Genomic DNA, 17,093 nt, shown 5'->3' on the forward strand with positions numbered 1-17,093 from the left:
ATGCGCGCGCTCGAGATCCTCGGGGTTGTGCTCGCGGCGGCGCTCGCCGTTGCGGGCGGGACCTGTGTCGCGGCGAGCGCGCAGGCGGCGCCGCAGGTCGGGGCGGCCGGGCGGCTGCAGCTCAGCACGGCGCCCGACCCGCTCGGCGTGCAGGATCTGGCACCCGGCGAGACCGCGTACTGGCGGGTGGATGCGGCGTTGCTCGTCGAGGAGCGAGCGCGGCTCTGGCTCGCCGTCGACGGCGCCGGCGGCATGTCGACCGATCCTGCCGGCCTGCGGGTCGAGGTGCTCCGATGCCCTGTCGCGTGGACGTCGTCGCTGTGCCCGAGCGGGGATGAGAGCGTCGTGCTGCCGGACGCGCCCGTCGCCCGGCTGCTCGGTGCCGACGCGGTGCCGGTCACGACCATCTCACCGGCCGCGCCGGCGCACCTGCTCGCGGTCGTGCGACTGCCGACGTCGGCCTTCGTGGGCCGCAACGGCACCGTGCGGCTCACGCTCACGGCCGACGGCGACACCGAGACGGTGTCGACGGGCTCGCGCGGCCGGCTGCCGAGCACCGGGGCGGTCCTCGCCGGCCCGCTGCTGCTCGGCGCCGGCATGCTGCTCGGCGGCGTCGTGCTCGCCTCAGCGCGCGGTCGCCGACGTGCGGCGAAGGCGGTGCCGTGAGCGCGCGGAGCGGGGGCGCACGGCACGCCGGGCCGGCGCGACGGCCCCCGGCGGGCCGCGTCACGGCGGGGGCCGTCGTGGCCGCGGCGCTCGTGCTGGGCGCGATCGGCGTCGTGCCGAGCGAGGCGAGCTGGGCCGATCGGCAGTACGACGCGGCCACGGTGCAGTCGGTGCTGTGCACGGACCCCGGCAGCGGAACGAGCACCGGCTCCGGCACGCTGCTCGGCGGCACCCTCGGCAGCACGGATCTGAGCACGATCGCGTCGGTGCGCGGCGTGAGCGCGACGAACGACGGCACGACGACGACGCCGACGCCCTCGACGGCGACCTCGCTCGGTTCGGGTGCCTACTCCAACCCGCTGTCCGTGTCGGCCCTCTCGGGGATCGACGCCGACATCGGGCCGGCGCTGCAGCTGCCGCTCACCGCCGATGCGGGCGGGCTCAACCAATACGCCCGGGCGGCGTCGGACACGACATCCGCCGGAGCCGCGGGCGCGGTCTCGAACAGCGGCGGCATCGCCGTCACCCAGCGGGCACCGGGCGCGGCGATGCCGCGCTTCGCGACCGTGGGCCTCGGCCAGGTCGTGCAGAGCGCTCTCGGCCAGAACCTGTCGTCGCTCGTCACGGGTATCACCGACGCGCAGCTCGGCCTGGGCGCTGTCGCGAGCTCCGCGCAGCTGTCGGGATGCACGGCCGAGTGGCGAGGTATCTACACCGGCCTCGTGCGCCAGTACGCGCTCGCGGGCATGGACGCCACTCTCACGAGCCCGGCGGTCTCCTCGCTCGTGACCACGACCGACGCCGGGCTCTCGGCACTCAGTGCGCAGCTGAATGCGATCGCCGGGAACAGCGCCCTGCTGAACAGTCTCGGGTCGAGCATCCTGCTGGCCCTGAAGCCGGCACTCAGCACCCTGGGGGCCGGCACGCCGACCGTCACCCTGTCGCTCACGCCGGACTTCTCGGCGGTCACGGCCCTGCTCTCGACGCCGATCACCGACTCGTCCGGCCTGTTCTCGATCTCCCCGTCGGCGGGCACGATCACGCTCGACCTCGACGCGCTCATGGGCCCCGCCTACCTCACGTCGCCGAAGATCAACGGCCTCGCCCCCAACAGCCGGCTGCTGATCAACGGCACCGCGCTCACCGCGCTCGAGGCCGCGATGACGTCGGCGCTCACCGCGTGGGTGTCGTCGGTGATCGCCGCCGTCAACGCCGCGCTCGCGGCGGTCGCCGTGAACCTCGATCTGACAGCGCCGGTGAGCGCCCTGTCGGTCAATGTGGGGACCCTCTTCGTGCACACCAACGACCTCACGCTCGCTCAGCTGCTCGCCGGATCGCCGGGTGTCACCGCCGGCATCGACAAGTCGTCGGGGCTGTGCAGCGTCGTGATCGTCGGCGCCACGCTGTGCGCTCTCGTCACCACCGTGCTCGGCAATCTGACCCCCGCGCTGCTCGCGTCGGTCGGCCAGACGATCGGCGGCACCCTGCAGACGGCGCTGGCGCCGACGGCGGCGACCGTCTCGACGCTGGGCGCCAACCTCGGCACGGCGACGGGCACGCTCGTCTCGACGGTCGGCGGTGGCCTCACGGGCCTCTTCGGCGCCACCGGGGCGATCCAGCTGTGGGCCAACGCGCAGAACCGTCCCGACCCGGCGGAGCTCAACGCCGGGCCGGAGCCGGGCTGGGCGGCCGGACTGCCGGCGCCGACCGCGAACCCGTTCGGCACCGGGCGCTACGACGTCGCGGCGCTGCGGATGACCATCCGGGGTTCCGCCACGACCGGTCTCGACCTCGCGCGGTCCTCGGCCGGCAGCAACACCGTCACGGGGTGACCCCGGCTCGCGAATAGGGTTGACGGGTGCCCACCCGGATGACCCAGCTGTTCGTCCGCACCCTGCGCGAGGATCCCTCCGACGCCGAGGTGCAGAGCCACCGCCTGCTCGTGCGGGCCGGATACATCCGCCGCCAGGCCCCGGGGATCTTCGCCTGGCTGCCGCTGGGACTGCGCGTGCGCGCGAAGATCGAGCGCGTCATCCGGGAGGAGATGGAGCGCGCGGGCGCCCAGGAGGTGCTCTTCCCCGCGCTGCTGCCGCGCGAGCCCTATGAGGCGAGCGGTCGCTGGGAAGAGTACGGCGACAGCATCTTCCGCCTCCAGGACCGCAAGGGCGCCGACTACCTGCTCGCCCCGACCCACGAGGAGATGTTCACGCTCCTCGTGAAGGACCTGTACTCCTCGTACAAGGACCTGCCGCTGACGATCTTCCAGATCCAGGACAAGTACCGCGACGAGGCCCGCCCCCGGGCCGGCCTGCTCCGAGGTCGCGAGTTCTCGATGAAGGACGCGTACTCCTTCGACGCGACCGACGCGGGACTGGATGCGAGCTACCAGGCCCAGCGCGACGCCTACGAGCGCATCTTCCAGCGCCTCGGACTCGACTACGTCATCGTGCAGGCCGACGCGGGCGCCATGGGCGGATCGCGTTCCGAGGAGTTCCTGCACCCGACGCCGATCGGCGAGGACACCTTCGTGCACTCCGACGGGGGCTATGCCGCGAACGTCGAGGCGTACACGACGACCGCGCCTCCCGCGCGGTCCTACGAGAAGCTCACCCCCGCCGAGGTGCTGCCGACCCCCGGGTCCCCGACGATCGCGACGCTCGTCGCCGAGGCGAACGAGAAGCATCCCCGGCCCGACGGCCGGGCGTGGACCGCGGCCGACACGCTCAAGAACGTGGTGCTCGGGCTCACCCACCTCGACGGGCGGCGCGAGGTCGTCGTCGTCGGCATCCCCGGTGACCGCGACGTCGACATGAAACGCGCGGAGGTGGTGTTCCAGCCGGCCGAGGTGGAGCCCGCGACCGACGCGGACTTCGAGGCCAACCCCCTGCTGGTCAAGGGCTACATCGGCCCCTGGTCGCGCGAGGGCGCCGTGCTCGGCACGGAATCGGCCACCGGCATCCGGTATCTGCTCGATCCGCGCGTCTCCGACGGCTCCGGCTGGATCACCGGCGCGAACTCCGAGGGGGAGCACGTCTTCGGCCTGGTCGCCGGCCGCGACTTCGAGGCCGACGGGCTCGCCGAGGTCGCGGAGGTCAAGGAGGGCGACCCCGCCCCCGACGGCTCCGGCCCCGTGCATCTCGCGCGCGGCATGGAGATCGGCCACGTGTTCCAGCTCGGCCGCAAGTACGCCGACGTGCTCGGGCTGCAGGTGCTCGACGAGAACGGCAAGCTCGTCACGGTCACGATGGGCTCGTACGGGATCGGGGTCACCCGCATCCTCGCCGCCATCGCGGAGGAGACCAGCGACGACAAGGGACTGGTCTGGCCCCGCGAGATCGCGCCGTTCGACGTGCACGTCGTCGCCACCGGACGCGACGACGTCGCCTACGACCTGGCGGCGGGACTCGTCGGGCAGCTCGAGGCCGCCGGCAGCGAGGTGCTCTACGACGACCGGCCGAAGGTGTCACCCGGCGTGAAGTTCGGCGACGCCGAGCTGCTGGGCGTGCCGACGATCGTCATCGTCGGCCGCGGGGCGGCGGACGGCGTGGTCGAGCTCTGGGATCGGCGGTCGGGTGAGCGCACCGAGCTGCCCGCGACCGAGCTCGTCGAGCGGCTGGCGGACTGAGCACCGGCGCGTCGTGCTGGTCGCCGCGTCCGTCTGCCGGATGACGCGGCCGCGCCGCTCACGCCCGTAGCGTGGAGCGCATGTTCCGTCGCCTGACCCGGACCCAGGTCGTCGTCGACGCTCTCGTCGGCGCGGGGTGGGCCCTCGTCAACGCCCTCCCGACCGTCGTGGTCCCGGGCGGCCTGGGCGCCGCGCTCGTGGCGCTCGGGATGGGCGCGGTGATCGCCGTGCGCCGATTGAGTCCGCCTCTCGTCCTGGCGCTCGCCTGGGCCGTGGCGATCCTGCAGGTGCTGACCGGCGTCGTGCCGGTCCCGGCCGATCTCGCGATCCTGCCGATGCTGTTCGCGTGCGCCGCCTACGGCTCCCGGCGCATCCGGTGGACGGCGTTCGCCTCGACCTTCGTCGGCGCCGCGCTCGTGACCGCGGCCGTCGGATTCCCGGGGGAGCTCGCACTGCTCTCGCCGAGCCCGGTCACCGGGTGGGGATTCCACTTCCCCGAGGCGGTCTTCCAGATCGTGCCCGTCGTGGGAGTCCTGTACGGGTTCACGGCGACCATGTTCCTGCTGTCCTGGACGGCCGGCATCCTGTTCCGCACCTGGCGCCAGTCGCGCGCGAACCGCTCCCTCGCGGTCGTCGCCGAGCGCGAGGTCGTGACGGAGCAGGAGCGCACCCGCATCGCGCGCGACATGCACGACGTCGTCGCCCACTCGCTCGCCGTCGTCGTGGCGCAGGCCGACGGGGCGCGCTACCTGCGGCAGAAGGATTCGGAGGCCGTCGACGAGGCCCTGCAGACGATCGCCTCCACCGCCCGCGACGCGCTCGGCGACGTGCGCGTGCTGCTCGCCCAGCTGCGGCACTCGCAGGCCGACGGACCGCAGCCCACGATCGGCGACCTCGACCGGCTGGTCGAGCAGCTCCGGGCCGCCGGGCTCGAGGTCCGGCGCGAGGAGAGCGGCACGCCGCTGCCGCTGGCCACGGGGCAGCAGCTCGCCGTGTACCGCATCGCGCAGGAGTCGCTCACCAACGCCCTGCGGCACGCCGACACGGCCCAGCAGGTCGTGCTGCATCTCGGCTGGTCTCCGCATGGCCTCGACCTCGTCGTGACGAGCGCCCTGCCCGCCCAGCCCGCCGCGCCCGGGAGCGGCCACGGCATCGCGGGCATGACCGAGCGCGCAGCGCTCGTGGGCGGTCGGTTGACCGCGCGCACCCAGGACGACCAGTTCGTGGTGCACGCCTGGCTGCCGGTGCAGGTGGGGGCGACCGCGTGATCCGCGTCGTGCTCGTCGACGATCAGGCGCTGTTCCGTACCGGCATCCGGATGCTCGTGGCGTCCCAGGGCGACCTCGAGGTCGTCGGCGAGGCGCCGGACGGGCGCGAGGCGATCGAGGTGGTGCGGGCGACCCGTCCGGACGTCGTGCTCATGGACATCCGGATGCCGGTCATGGACGGCATCGAGGCGACCCGGCAGATCGTCGCGCTGCCCGTGCCGGCCGGAGCCGACGCGCCCCGCGTGATCGTGCTCACGACCTTCGACCTCGACGAGGCGGCGCTGCGTGCGATCCGCGCGGGGGCGAGCGGGTTCCTGCTGAAGGACTCCGACCCGGAGTTCCTGCTCGCCGCGATCCGTACGGTGCACGCGGGCACCGCCGTGATCGCGCCGAGCGCGACCCGCGAACTCGTCGCGCGCCTCGATCGCACCCGTTCGCCCGTGCCGCCCGAGTTCGGCGAGCTCACGGCGCGCGAGCACGGCATGTTCCTGCTCGCCGCGCGCGGGCTGAGCAACGCGGAGATCGCGGCGGGGGAGTTCGTGAGCGAGGCGACCGTCAAGACGCACATCAGCCGGGTGCTCGCCAAGCTGGGGCTGCGCGATCGGGTGCAGCTCGTCGTGTACGCGTACGAGCACGGCCTGGTCGAACGTCATCCTGGAGGATGACGCACCCTCGACTCCGGGCCGACGCCCGGCGCGACGCGCGTCCGTAGCGTCAGGGGCATGGACATCAGCACATCCGACATGGGCCTCGTCGCCCGTGTCGAGAACCTCACCAAGAGCTACGGCACGGAGCGCACCCGGGTGGACGCGCTGCGCGGCATCACCGTCGGCATCCGGCGCGGCGAGTTCACCGCGATCATGGGCCCCTCCGGGTCGGGCAAGTCGACGCTCATGCACATCATGGCGGGGCTCGACTCCCCGAGCGGGGGCCGGGTGTGGCTCGGCGACACCGAGATCGGCGGGATGGACGACACCCGCCTGACGCTCCTGCGCCGGCGTCGCGTCGGCTTCGTCTTCCAGTCCTTCAACCTGGTGCCCACCCTCGACGTCGCCGGCAACGTGGAGCTGCCGTTCGAGCTCGACGGTCGACGCCCCTCCAGCCAGGAGCTCGACTGGATCGCCGAACTGGAGTCGTCGCTCGGTCTGGTGGACCGCCTCTCCCACCGGCCCCACGAGCTGTCGGGAGGCCAGCAGCAGCGCGTCGCGATCGCCCGCGCGCTCGCCACCCGGCCCGAGCTCGTCTTCGCCGACGAGCCGACCGGCAACCTCGACTCGCGCACCGGCCGGGAGGTGCTGGCGCTCATGCAGGGCGCGACCCGGCAGTACGGCCAGAGCATCGCGATGGTCACCCACGACCCGGTCGCCGCGAGCTTCGCCGATCGCATCCTGTTCCTCGCCGACGGCCTCGTCGTCGAGGACCGCGGGCACATGGAGGCCGCCGAGATCGCGACGTTCATGCTCACGATGGAGCAGGCCGCGTGAGGCTGCGGTTCTCGAGCGTGCTCGTCGCGGGCATCAGCTCCGCCTTCGGGGTCGGCCTGCTGCAGGTCACCGGACTGCTCACCGCCCAGATCGGGGCCGATGACGTCACCGGGTCGAGCAGCACCGTCGGGCTGATGCTGGCGATCCTGGCCTGGGTGTTCATCCTCATCGCGGTGTACGTGGGAGCGGTCGTCACCTCCAACACCTTCTCGACCATCGTCGCGGGCCGCGCACGCGAGATCGCCCTGCTGCGGCTGCTCGGCTCCACCGCGCGGCACCAGCGGCTCGCGATCTCGCGCGAGGGGCTCGTCGCCGGCATCGCCGGGGCGGTGGCCGGTGCGCTCGTCGGCAGCCTGCTCGCCTTCGGACTCGAGCGGGTGTCGGTGGCGGTCGGCTGGTTCCAGGAGGTCGGGTACTCCTACCTGCAGCCGAGCCTGCTGTTCCCGCTGATCGCGATCGTGCTGACCACCTGGCTCGCGTCCTGGGTCGGCTCGCGACGAGTGCTCTCGGTGACCCCGCTCCAGGCGATCGGCGGGGCGCAGGAGCTCTCACGCGAGGAGGCCGTGCAGCGCCGCGGGCGCAACGTGCTCTCGCTCGTGCTCGTCATCCTCGGCGCGGCCCTGCTGGTGCTGGGCATGCTGCTCGGCCTGCTCAGCCCGGTCGCCGTTCTCATCGGCGTCGTCGGCGGCATCCTGTCGTTCACCGGCCTCGTGCTCGGTGCGGATGTCGTCATGCCCCCGGCGCTGCGGCTCGTCGGACGGTGGTTCGGCCGGTCGGCGCCCGCCCGGCTCGCCGCCGAGAACGCTCTGCGCCACCCGCAGCGCAGCTCACGCGCGACGATCGGGCTCGTCATCGGGGTGACGCTCATCACGATGTTCGGCGTCGCGACGGCGAGCTTCGCCGACATCATCCGCGAGCAGCAGCGCCTGCAGCCGGAGGTGTACCAGGGCACCGAGCAGATGCTGACGGTCGTCACGGGGGTGTTCTCGGTGCTCATCGGCTTCAGCGCGCTCATCGCCGCGGTCGGGCTGGTCAACAACCTCTCGCTCAGCGTGCTGCAGCGCACGCGGGAGCTCGGGCTGCTGCGCGCCCTCGGCTTCTCGGTGCGGCAGGTGCGGCGCATGATCCTGACCGAGAGCGCGCAGCTCACGGTCACGGCGATCGTGCTGGGACTCGTCCTCGGCACCATCTACGGCTGGGCGGGAGCGCAGTCGCTGTTCGGTGCGATCACCAAGGGCTTCGTCCTGCCGGGGGTGCCGTGGCTGATCGTCGGCGTCATCGTCGTGGCGGGCGCCGCCCTCACCGCGATCGCCTCGTTCACCCCCACGCGGCGCGCGACGCGGGTCACGCCCATCGTGGCGCTCGCCGTCGAGTGAACCGCTCGCGAATGACCAGTTTTTGCCAGAGGCAGGCGAGGCCCCTCGCAAAAACTGGTCATTCGCGAGCAAAAGCTACGATCTCGGGGTGAGGATCCGGCTGCTCGGAGGGTTCGCCGTCGAACACGACGGCAAACCCCTCGACGTCGTGGGCGAGCGCCAGCGTGGGCTGCTCTTCCGGCTCGCCATCGACGCGGGCAGCCAGGTGGGCTACCGCGCGCTCGCCGAGGACCTCTGGCCCGACGACCCGCCCGAGAACGCGCGGGCCGCGCTGCAGTCGCTCGTCTCGCGGCTGCGCGGGCAGCTGCCCGCGGGCGTGCTCGCGTCGGGGCCCGGCGGCTACCGGCTGGCGATCGACCGCGCCGACGTCGATGCCGTCCGGTTCCAGGACCTGGTGGCCGCCGCGTCGGCCGCCCCCGCACCGGAGGCGCCGGCGCTGGCATCCGCCGCGCTCGGCCTGTGGTGCGGTGAGCCGTGGACGCCCGGCGACGGGTACGACTGGTTTCAGCGCGACCTCGCCACCGATCGGGCGACCGCCCTGCGCCTGGGCGGCACGCCGAGCCCCGCGGAGCCGGACGCTGGGGAGCCGGGCCCCGCCGCGATCCCCGCCGCCCTCACCGCGTTCGTGGGCCGCGACGAGGAGCTCGCCGGGGTCACCGGCCAGCTCGAGCGCGGTCGCCTCGTGACGATCCTCGGGCCCGGCGGCGCGGGCAAGACCCGGCTCGCGATGGAGTCCGCGCGGGCGCACCGGCATCCGATCGTCGTGGAGCTCGCCCCGGCCGGACCAGACGAGCTGTGGCAGGCGATCCTCGGCGCGATCGGTCGCGAGCTGCGGTCGATGAACGAGAGCGCCGCGGCGTCGACGCCCGCCGAGCGGGTCATCGCCGCGCTCGCCGGCCGCGACGTGCTCCTCGTGCTCGACAACTGCGAGCACCTCATCCAGGTCGCCGCGCTCGCCGCCCACGAGCTCCTGCAGGCCCTGCCGCGGCTGCACGTGCTCACGACGAGCCGGGAGCCGCTGGGTGTGCCGGGGGAGGCGTTCGTGCCGCTCGGTCCGCTCGACCCGCTCGCGGCGCAGACGCTCTTCGACGACCGCGTGCTGGCCGCCCGGGGGCGCGCGATCGACCAGGACGAGCAGGATGCCGCCACCCGCATCCGGGAGCGGCTCGACGGTCTGCCGCTCGCCCTCGAGCTCGCCGCGGCGAAGGCGCGCACCATGACGATCGGCGAGATCGCCGACGGCCTCGACGACCGCTTCGGGCTGCTCTCCGGCGGCCTGCGGACCGTGCTGCCCCGGCACCAGACGCTGCGCGCCCTCGTCGACTGGAGCTGGAGCCTGCTCGGGCCGGGGGAGCGCCGGATGCTCGTGGCGCTCGCGATCTACCCGGCCGGCGTCGCCGTCGCCGACGCGGCCGGGGTCGCGGCCGCCCACGGCGGCACCCGCGCAGAGCTCGACGTGCTCGTCGACAAGTCGCTCCTGCAGCGCACGGGCGGCCGCTACCGGGCACTCGAGACCATCCGCGAATACGGCATCGAGAAGCTCGCCGGGTCGGGCGAGCTCACGCGTGAGCGGATCGCCCAGGCCCGGCGGCTGGCACAGGCGACGGCGGTGCACGACGCCGAGCTGCGCTCCGCCGCCATCCATGACGCGATCGCCTGGTTCGATGCGGAGGACGACAACCTCGCCGCCGCCCTGCGCTTCTGCGCCGAGGCCTCGCCGTCCGACCTCGTGCGCCTCACCGGCGGCTGCCTCTGGTACTGGATCGTGCGCGACCGCAACGACGACGCCATCCAGTGGATCGCGGCAGCCGGCCCGTACGCCGATGAGGCCGATGACGACTGGCAGGGCGTCTTCGTCCGCGCGGCCGCCATGATGATGCGCACCTTCTCCCGCGGACGGCGCCCCGAGATCGACCAGGGCGAGCTCGCGCGGCTGAGCGACGCGGCCGCGCGGACCGATCACGACATCGTGCTCGCGATCCCGGTGCTGGTGCGCGCGTTCGCCGACACCCCGGAGGGCGACGTCTGGATGCGCAACATCCGCATCCCGGACCCGGAGGGGCTGCCGCTCACGCCGTGGGGGCGCGCCGTGCTCACGGTCGCCCGCGCGGCGATGTCGCAGAACGGCGGCGACCTCGCGGAGCTGGGCGCCTCGAGCGGCCGTGCGGTGGAGCTCTTCGAGAGCACGGGCGACCGGTGGGGCATGGCCCTCGCGCAGCAGATGCGCGCCGAATGGCTCGCGCTCGAGGGCCGCTTCGAGGAGGCCCTCGCGATGTCGGACGCGTCGACCGCGGCGATGACCGAGATCACCTCGTCGTGGGACCTGCTGCAGCAGCAGGGGCTCGCCGTGAACCTCCTGATCCGGCTCGGCCGGGTCGACGAGGCGCAGGCGCGGGCCGACCGGATGCTCGCCGTGGCGCGGGATTCCGACAGCGCACGATCGGTCGCGCTGGCGTGCGCCATCGCCTGCTTCCTCGCGATCGAGCTGGAGGACATCGAGCGCGCCCGCGCCCTGGTGGCCGAGCTCGATGAGAGCCTCGCGGAGTGGGACGACGTGCCGCCCCAGCTGCACGCGATGGCGGGCATGGCTCGCGGCGGGGTCGCCTCGCTCGACGGCGACACGGCGTCGGCGGAGCGCGAGCTCCGCGTCGCCGCCGAGGCGGCCGTCGAGAGCAACGACTATCCGATCATGGCGGCGACGGCCGTCGGCGTGGCATCGCTCGCCGCGCGCACCGGCCGTTTCGACGAGGCGCACCTGGCTCTCGACCTCGCGACGGTGCTGCGCGGCGCACCCGATCCGCACAATCCGCTGGAGGTGCGGGTGCGAGCGCAGATCGCGGCGCACGCGACGACGGCGCGCCCCCCTCGGGAGCGCGCCGTCGTGGACCGCGATACCGCGGCGTCGGAGTTGGCTCAGATCTTGCGCCGGTAGGCCCACGTCGCGAGCGGGAAGAAGACCGCCCACAGCACGACGCAGCTGATCAGCACCCACAGCAGCTCGAGGCCGAGGGTCTCGCCCGAGGCGAGCGCCGCGTCGCCGTTGAGCAGACCGCGCATCGACTCGATCACGTGGGTGACGGGATTGACCGACACCCAGCCCTGCAGCCACGTCGGCAGGGTGTTCGCGGGGACGAACGTGGACGAGCCGAAGGTGAGGGGGAACGTGATGAGGAACGAGATCCCCTGCACCGCCCCGCTTGAGCGCACCATGGTGCCGATGAACACCGAGACCCAGCACAGGCTGACGGCGAAGACGACCATGAGCACGAACGCGAGCAGCACGTCGTACCAGGGGGTGCCGAACCGGTAGCCGATGATGACCCCGAAGACCAGCGTCACCGACACGGCGATGCTGTGGCGCACGATGTCGCCCAGCACGGCACCGAACAGCGGGGCCGAGCGCGCGATGGGCAGCGAACGGAACCGGTCGAAGACGCCCTTGCTGATGTCGTTGTTGAGGTTCACGCCGATGGTCAGCGAGGTGAACATGACGGTCTGCACGATGATGCCCGGCAGGGCGAACGTGAGGTACTGCGTGGTCGACCCGGCGATCGCGCCGCCGAAGATGAACACGAACAGCACGGTCATGATGATCGGCTGCAGCGTCACGTCGATGAACTGCTCCGGATTGCGCGTCATGCGACGCACGGTTCGGCCCGCGAGCACGAGCGAATCGGCGAACATCAGGCGGCCTCCTCTTCCTTGTCGTCGGTGCGGGTGCCAGTGCGGTCCCCGGCGTCGGTCTCGTCCGAGGCCCGTTGGCCGGTGAGCGCGTAGAACGCCTCGTCGAGGCTCGGGAGCCGGAGGGCGAGCTCGGAGACCGCGATCCGCTCGGTCGCGAGCGCCGACACGATCGCGGTGAGGGCGCCGTCGTCGGCAACCGGGACGGCCAGCTGGTCCGGAGCCGGTTGCTCGACCTCGCGGGTGCCGAGCCGGGCGAGCAGCGGGCGCACCCGCTCGATGTCGGCCGGGTCGACGGGACGCACCTCGAGGGTCTGACCGCCGACCTGGCGCTTCAGACCCTGGGGCGTGTCGTGCGCGATCACCCTGCCGTGGTCGATGACGGTGATCTCGTTCGCGAGCGCGTCCGCCTCCTCGAGGTACTGCGTCGTGAGCAGCACCGTGGTGCCGAGCCGGGTGAGCGTGCGCACCATCTCCCACACGTCGTCCCGCTTGGCCGGGTCGAGGCCGGTCGTCGGCTCGTCGAGGTAGACGATCTCGGGGCGCCCGATGAGCGAGGCCGCGAGGTCGAGCCGTCGGCGCATACCGCCGGAGTAGGTCTTCACCTGACGCTTCGCCGCGTCCGTGAGGTCGAACTCCCGCAGCAGCTCCTCGCCGCGCGTCCGCGCGGCGCGGGATCCGAGGTGCAGCAGTCGGCCGATCAGCACGAGGTTCTCGATGCCGCTCAGCTCCTCGTCGACGCTCGCGTACTGACCGGTCAGCCCGATCACGCGGCGCACCCCCTTGGGGTCGGACAGCACGTCGTGGCCGGCGACGCGCGCGGTGCCGCCGTCCGGTCGAAGCAGGGTCGCGAGGATGCGGACCGCGGTGGTCTTGCCGGCCCCATTCGGACCGAGCACCCCCAGGACGCGTCCCTGCTCGACCTCGAGGTCGACGCCGGCCAGGGCCTGCGTCTTCCCGAATCGTTTGGTGAGGCCGTGGGCCTCGATCGCCAGAGTCATGACGACATGGTGCGACCGCGGCGCTGTCACGCCGCTGTCACGCCGCTGTCGCGGCGCTGTCAGTGGCTGTCGGCAGCCGTCGCGATCCTCGGCGGTTCGCTGTGGATGTGCCGGGAGCGGTCCCGGACGGCCGTTCGGCCTCCTGAGGGGGTTCACAGAGGGTCCGCCGGGGCTCCGCAGCCCGCGGATACTGGTCGGCGGCCGACGAACGGAAGGGGTGGCATGCCGGGCTGGGGCGACGTCGACATCGCGAGCGGTTGGCTCCCCGTGACGGTCGACGCTCTCGCGATCGCGGCCCTGCTGCTTGCGGTCGTGCGGCGCACGAGCCGACGGGGGGCACTGGTGCTCGCGGCGTGCGCGGTCGGTGGGGCCGCTGCCGGCCTGCTCGTCTGCTGGATCACCTCCGATCTCCTCGACGTGTTCGAGGTCTCGCTGAGCCCGGTGTCGCGCACGTGGGTCGCCTCGACGTTCGCCGCGGTGGCGCTCGCGATCGGCATGCTGATGCGGCACGGCGTGTGGCGGCGGGTGGCGGCCGCGGCGTCGGTGCCGCTCGCGATCCTCGCCGGCGCGATCGGCGTCAACGCCGACTTCGGCCAGTACACGACCATCGACTCGTTCTGGGATGCCGCCGCGGCCCGCCCGCTCCCCGCCTCGATCGCGGCCGCGCAGCGGGCGGACGCGCCCGGCTCGGTCGTCTCCGACGCGGCTCCGGTGCCGCTCTGGTCGCGCCCCGTCGCAGCAGGGATGCCACGGCACGGCGTCGTCGGCCGCGTCGACATCCCGGCCACCACGTCGCATTTCCCGGCGCGGGCCGGCTACGTCTACCTCCCGCCGGCGGCGCTCGTGCCGCACCCACCGCGACTGCCCGTGCTCGTCATGCTCTCGGGCCAGCCCGGGGGTCCGGACGACGTCATCCGCGCCGGTCGCCTGGCCGCCATCATGAACGCCCGCGCCGCCGCGCACCACGGCCTCGCGCCCGTCGTCGTGGTGCCGGATCAGCTCGGAGCGCCGCAGGACAACCCGATGTGCGTCGACTCCCCGCTCGGGGACTCGGCGAGGTACCTGACCGTGGACGTGCCGCGCTGGATCCGCACCCACCTCGCGGTCGAGCCGTCCCGCGCCGCCTGGGCGATCGGCGGCTTCTCCCAGGGCGGCACCTGCTCGATCCAGCTGGGGGCCGCGCATCCCGAGCTCTTCGGCGCGGTCTTCGACGTCTCCGGCCAGGTCGCCCCCAGGAACGGCGACCTGCAGCAGACGATCGCGCGCGGCTTCGACGGCGATGCGGCGCGGTATCGCGCGGCGGCCCCTGCTGCGATCCTCGCGGCGCACGCCCCGTATCGCGGGCTGACGGCGGTGTTCGGCTCGGGCCAGTTCGACACCAGGTACGGGCCGGGCATCGACGTCGTCGCGGCCGCGGCGCGCGCCGCCGGTGTGGCGACGACACGCGACATCGCACCGGGCACCGCGCACGACTGGCACACCGTGCAGTGGATGATGACGCACGCGTTCGGCCCGATCGCCGCGCACCTCGGACTGGCGCGCTCATGAGGGTGCTGCACCGCATCCGCCGGCACCCGGCGACGCTGCTCGTGGTGGTCGCCCTGCTCGCCGTCTGGGTGATCGCGATCCCGACCGGGCCGCGCGGGCCGTTCTCGCCGCCCGCGGCGGGCCTGAACCCCGACGCGCTCGAGGACCATCACTGGTGGACCATCCTCACGTCGATGCTCGTCGCCGGCGGTGTCGCGCAGTTCGCGATCAGCATGGTCGCGGCGATCGTGGGCGTCGGTCTGGCCGAACGCTGGATGGGATCATGGCGCACGCTCGTCGCGTTCGTGGCGACCGGCGTGGTCGCGGGCGCCCTCGGGCTCGGCCTCGAACTGCTGGGCGCGGCGGTGCACGAATTCTGGTCGTCGTCGGTGCGCGGCCTCCTGACCGTCGATCCGCTCACCCCGATCCTCGGCACGCTGGCATGGGCGTCGGCGTGGGCCGCCCCCCTCGAGCGTCGGCGCACCCGCACCCTCCTCGTGGGCGTCGCGGCGACCCTGCTGCTGTACTCCGGCCAGCCGGCCGACCTCTACCTGCTCGTCGCCGTCGGTCTGGGGATCGGATCCGGCGCTCTGCTGCGCCGGGATCGACGGCCGAGCTGGCCGGCCTCCCGGCACGAGACGCGCAGCCTGCTCGCCCTCGTCACCGTGCTGTTCGCGGTCGGTCCCGTCCTCACGGCCGTCTCGGTCGGACGCTACGGTGTGCTCTCGCCGCTCGGCATCGCCCTGACCGGGATCACGCCGCGGGTGGCCGGGCCGGGCTGCGCCGCGGGCCACATCGCGCCCGACTGCGTGGGCGAGCTCACCCGGCTGCCGCTGCACGGGGTGACGCAGACGGTCGTGTCGGTCCTGCCGCTCGTGCTCCTGCTGATCGGGGCGCGCGGGCTCCTCCGCGGCCGCCGCGCCGCCGTGGTCCTCCTCGCCGGCGTCGGGGTGGCGCAGGGCGCTCTCGCCGCGTGGTACTTCGGCGTGCTGCCCGCCGTGGGGGCCCCCTGGATCGTGCCGCTCGCCCCGCAGCGGTACTGGGAGGTCTCGCTCTGGCTCGTGGTGAGCACCCTCGTGCCGGTGGCGTACGCGATCGTGCTCGCTCTGCGACGCCGGGCGTTTCCGATCCGGATGTCGAGGGCGGGCATCCGGCGGGCCGTCCTGGCGTGCGCGGCATCGCTGGCGCTCCCCGCCACGGGATTCGTCCTGACCGCTCACGCGATCCGTGGGCAGTTCGCGAGGCCGCCGGGGTTGTTGCTGCTCCTGGCGCAGACGCCGCAGCGGTTCGTGCCGGCGTCGTTCCTCCGGCATCAGCATCTCGTGCTGCGGCCGCTCACGCCGCTCGCGCACGCCGTGCTCGACCTGCCCGGCGTCGTGTTCTGGATCGGCCTCGTCGTCACGGCGGCGATCGTCCTGCTGCGTGCCGCGCCCGTCGGGGCGGCCGCGCAACACGACCCCCGGCTGCGATCCCTGCTGCGGGCCGGTTCCGGGTCGCTCGGTCATCTCGCCACCTGGCCGGAGAACCGGCTGTGGGTCAGCGCCGACGGCTCGACCGGCATCGCGTATCGGCTGGTGGGCGAGGTGGTGGTCACCGTGTCCGATCCCTTCGGTGCGACCGGCGACCCGGAGGCCGCATTCGGCGAGTTCCTCGCGTTCTGCGACGCGCGCGCCTGGACGCCGGTCTTCTACAGCGTGCACGAGGGCTGGCGCGCGGTGCTGGCAGCGCGGGGCTGGCGATCGCTTCCCGTGGCCGAGGAGACCACGCTCGACCCGGCGGCCTTCACGCTGTCGGGCAGGGCGATGCAGGACGTGCGCACCGCCGTCAACCGCGCCCGACGCACCGACGTGGTCACGGTCGACGCGAGCTGGACAGCCCTGGCCGGGCCGCTCCGGCGGCAGATCGTCGCGATCTCGGAGCACTGGGCCGCCGACAAGCGGCTGCCCGAAATGGGATTCACGCTCGGTGGCCTCGATGAGATCGACGACCCCGACGTGCAGGTCGTCGTGGCCGTCGACGCGCAGGAGCGCGTGGTCGCGGTCACGAGCTGGCTGCCGGTGTGGGAATCGGGCGCGCTCGTGGGACGCACGCTCGACATGATGCGCCGCGCCCCCGACGCGCCCAACGGCGCGATGGAGTTCACGATCGCCGAGTCGATCGAGGCGCATCGTTCGGCCGGCCTGAGGCGCACGAGCCTGTCGGCGACGCCGCTCGCCCGCCCCGCCGAGCAGGCCGGGGTGGCCGTCCTCGGCGCGGTGCTCGCGCTTGTCGGACGTCTCCTCGAGCCCGTCTACGGGTTCCGCTCGCTGCTGCGGTTCAAGAGCAAGTTCGGCGACGCGGCCGAGGCGCTGCACCTCGTGTACCGCGACCCCATGCAGCTGCCGGCGATCGGCGCCGCCATCGCGCGCTGCTACCTGCCCCAGCTGACGTGGGGCTCCTCCCTGCGGTTGCTGCGCGGGTGACGA

12 protein-coding genes are annotated in these 17,093 nt (G+C 73.2%); 10 read left to right on the forward strand and 2 right to left on the reverse strand.

All coding sequences use genetic code 11. The features are described 5' to 3' along the window. From ABD285_RS09910 to ABD285_RS09945, 8 genes are all read left to right on the forward strand, one after another. Positions 1 to 666, forward strand: coding sequence for a hypothetical protein (locus ABD285_RS09910; protein WP_284252500.1), 666 nt, complete (start codon positions 1 to 3; stop codon positions 664 to 666). After that, positions 663 to 2,498, forward strand: a complete 1,836-nt coding sequence (locus ABD285_RS09915) for a choice-of-anchor G family protein (protein WP_344202325.1) — start codon at positions 663 to 665, stop codon at positions 2,496 to 2,498. Before ABD285_RS09910 ends, ABD285_RS09915 begins: the two co-directional genes overlap by 4 nt. A 38-nt stretch (positions 2,499 to 2,536) precedes the next feature. Then, complete coding sequence (locus ABD285_RS09920; RefSeq protein ID WP_425565016.1) at positions 2,537 to 4,291, forward strand: proline--tRNA ligase; 1,755 nt, start codon at positions 2,537 to 2,539, stop codon at positions 4,289 to 4,291. 80 nt (positions 4,292 to 4,371) lie between these two features. Continuing rightward, positions 4,372 to 5,559 (forward strand): sensor histidine kinase, encoded by a 1,188-nt coding sequence (locus ABD285_RS09925; RefSeq protein ID WP_344202330.1) that lies wholly within the window; start codon positions 4,372 to 4,374, stop codon positions 5,557 to 5,559. Then, entirely contained in the window at positions 5,556 to 6,224 is a 669-nt protein-coding gene (locus ABD285_RS09930) for a response regulator (RefSeq protein WP_284252491.1), read from the forward strand. Before ABD285_RS09925 ends, ABD285_RS09930 begins: the two co-directional genes overlap by 4 nt. 57 nt (positions 6,225 to 6,281) lie before the next feature. After that, positions 6,282 to 7,043, forward strand: coding sequence for an ABC transporter ATP-binding protein (locus ABD285_RS09935; protein ID WP_284252490.1), 762 nt, complete (start codon positions 6,282 to 6,284; stop codon positions 7,041 to 7,043). Then, positions 7,040 to 8,419 carry an ABC transporter permease gene (locus ABD285_RS09940; RefSeq protein WP_284252488.1) on the forward strand — a complete coding sequence of 460 codons (1,380 nt, stop codon included), beginning with the start codon at positions 7,040 to 7,042 and terminating at the stop codon, positions 8,417 to 8,419. Before ABD285_RS09935 ends, ABD285_RS09940 begins: the two co-directional genes overlap by 4 nt. 88 nt (positions 8,420 to 8,507) lie before the next feature. Then, the gene (locus tag ABD285_RS09945; protein ID WP_344202334.1) at positions 8,508 to 11,351 is read left to right on the forward strand and encodes an ATP-binding protein; all 2,844 of its coding nucleotides are present in this window, start codon (positions 8,508 to 8,510) and stop codon (positions 11,349 to 11,351) included. On the opposite strand, the gene ABD285_RS09950 is transcribed toward ABD285_RS09945, so the two are convergent. Both ABD285_RS09950 and ABD285_RS09955 read right to left on the reverse strand, forming a co-directional pair. Beyond that, positions 11,333 to 12,103, reverse strand: a complete 771-nt coding sequence (locus ABD285_RS09950; RefSeq protein ID WP_344202336.1) for an ABC transporter permease — start codon at positions 12,101 to 12,103, stop codon at positions 11,333 to 11,335. The genes ABD285_RS09945 and ABD285_RS09950 overlap by 19 nt on opposite strands. After that, on the reverse strand, positions 12,103 to 13,101 hold the full coding sequence (locus ABD285_RS09955) for an ATP-binding cassette domain-containing protein (protein ID WP_344202338.1): 999 nt from the start codon (positions 13,099 to 13,101) through the stop codon (positions 12,103 to 12,105). Before ABD285_RS09955 ends, ABD285_RS09950 begins: the two co-directional genes overlap by 1 nt. A 222-nt stretch (positions 13,102 to 13,323) precedes the next feature. On the opposite strand from ABD285_RS09955, the gene ABD285_RS09960 reads away from it, so the two are divergent. Together ABD285_RS09960 and ABD285_RS09965 are read left to right on the forward strand one after the other, a co-directional pair. Continuing rightward, positions 13,324 to 14,649, forward strand: a complete 1,326-nt coding sequence (locus ABD285_RS09960) for an alpha/beta hydrolase (protein ID WP_344202340.1) — start codon at positions 13,324 to 13,326, stop codon at positions 14,647 to 14,649. Then, positions 14,646 to 17,090, forward strand: a complete 2,445-nt coding sequence (locus ABD285_RS09965) for a rhomboid family intramembrane serine protease (RefSeq protein WP_344202342.1) — start codon at positions 14,646 to 14,648, stop codon at positions 17,088 to 17,090. Before ABD285_RS09960 ends, ABD285_RS09965 begins: the two co-directional genes overlap by 4 nt. Positions 17,091 to 17,093: the final 3 nt, after the last annotated feature.

It is taken from the genome of Pseudolysinimonas kribbensis (genome assembly GCF_039531715.1).
Taxonomy (GTDB): Bacteria; Actinomycetota; Actinomycetes; order Actinomycetales; family Microbacteriaceae; genus Pseudolysinimonas; species Pseudolysinimonas kribbensis.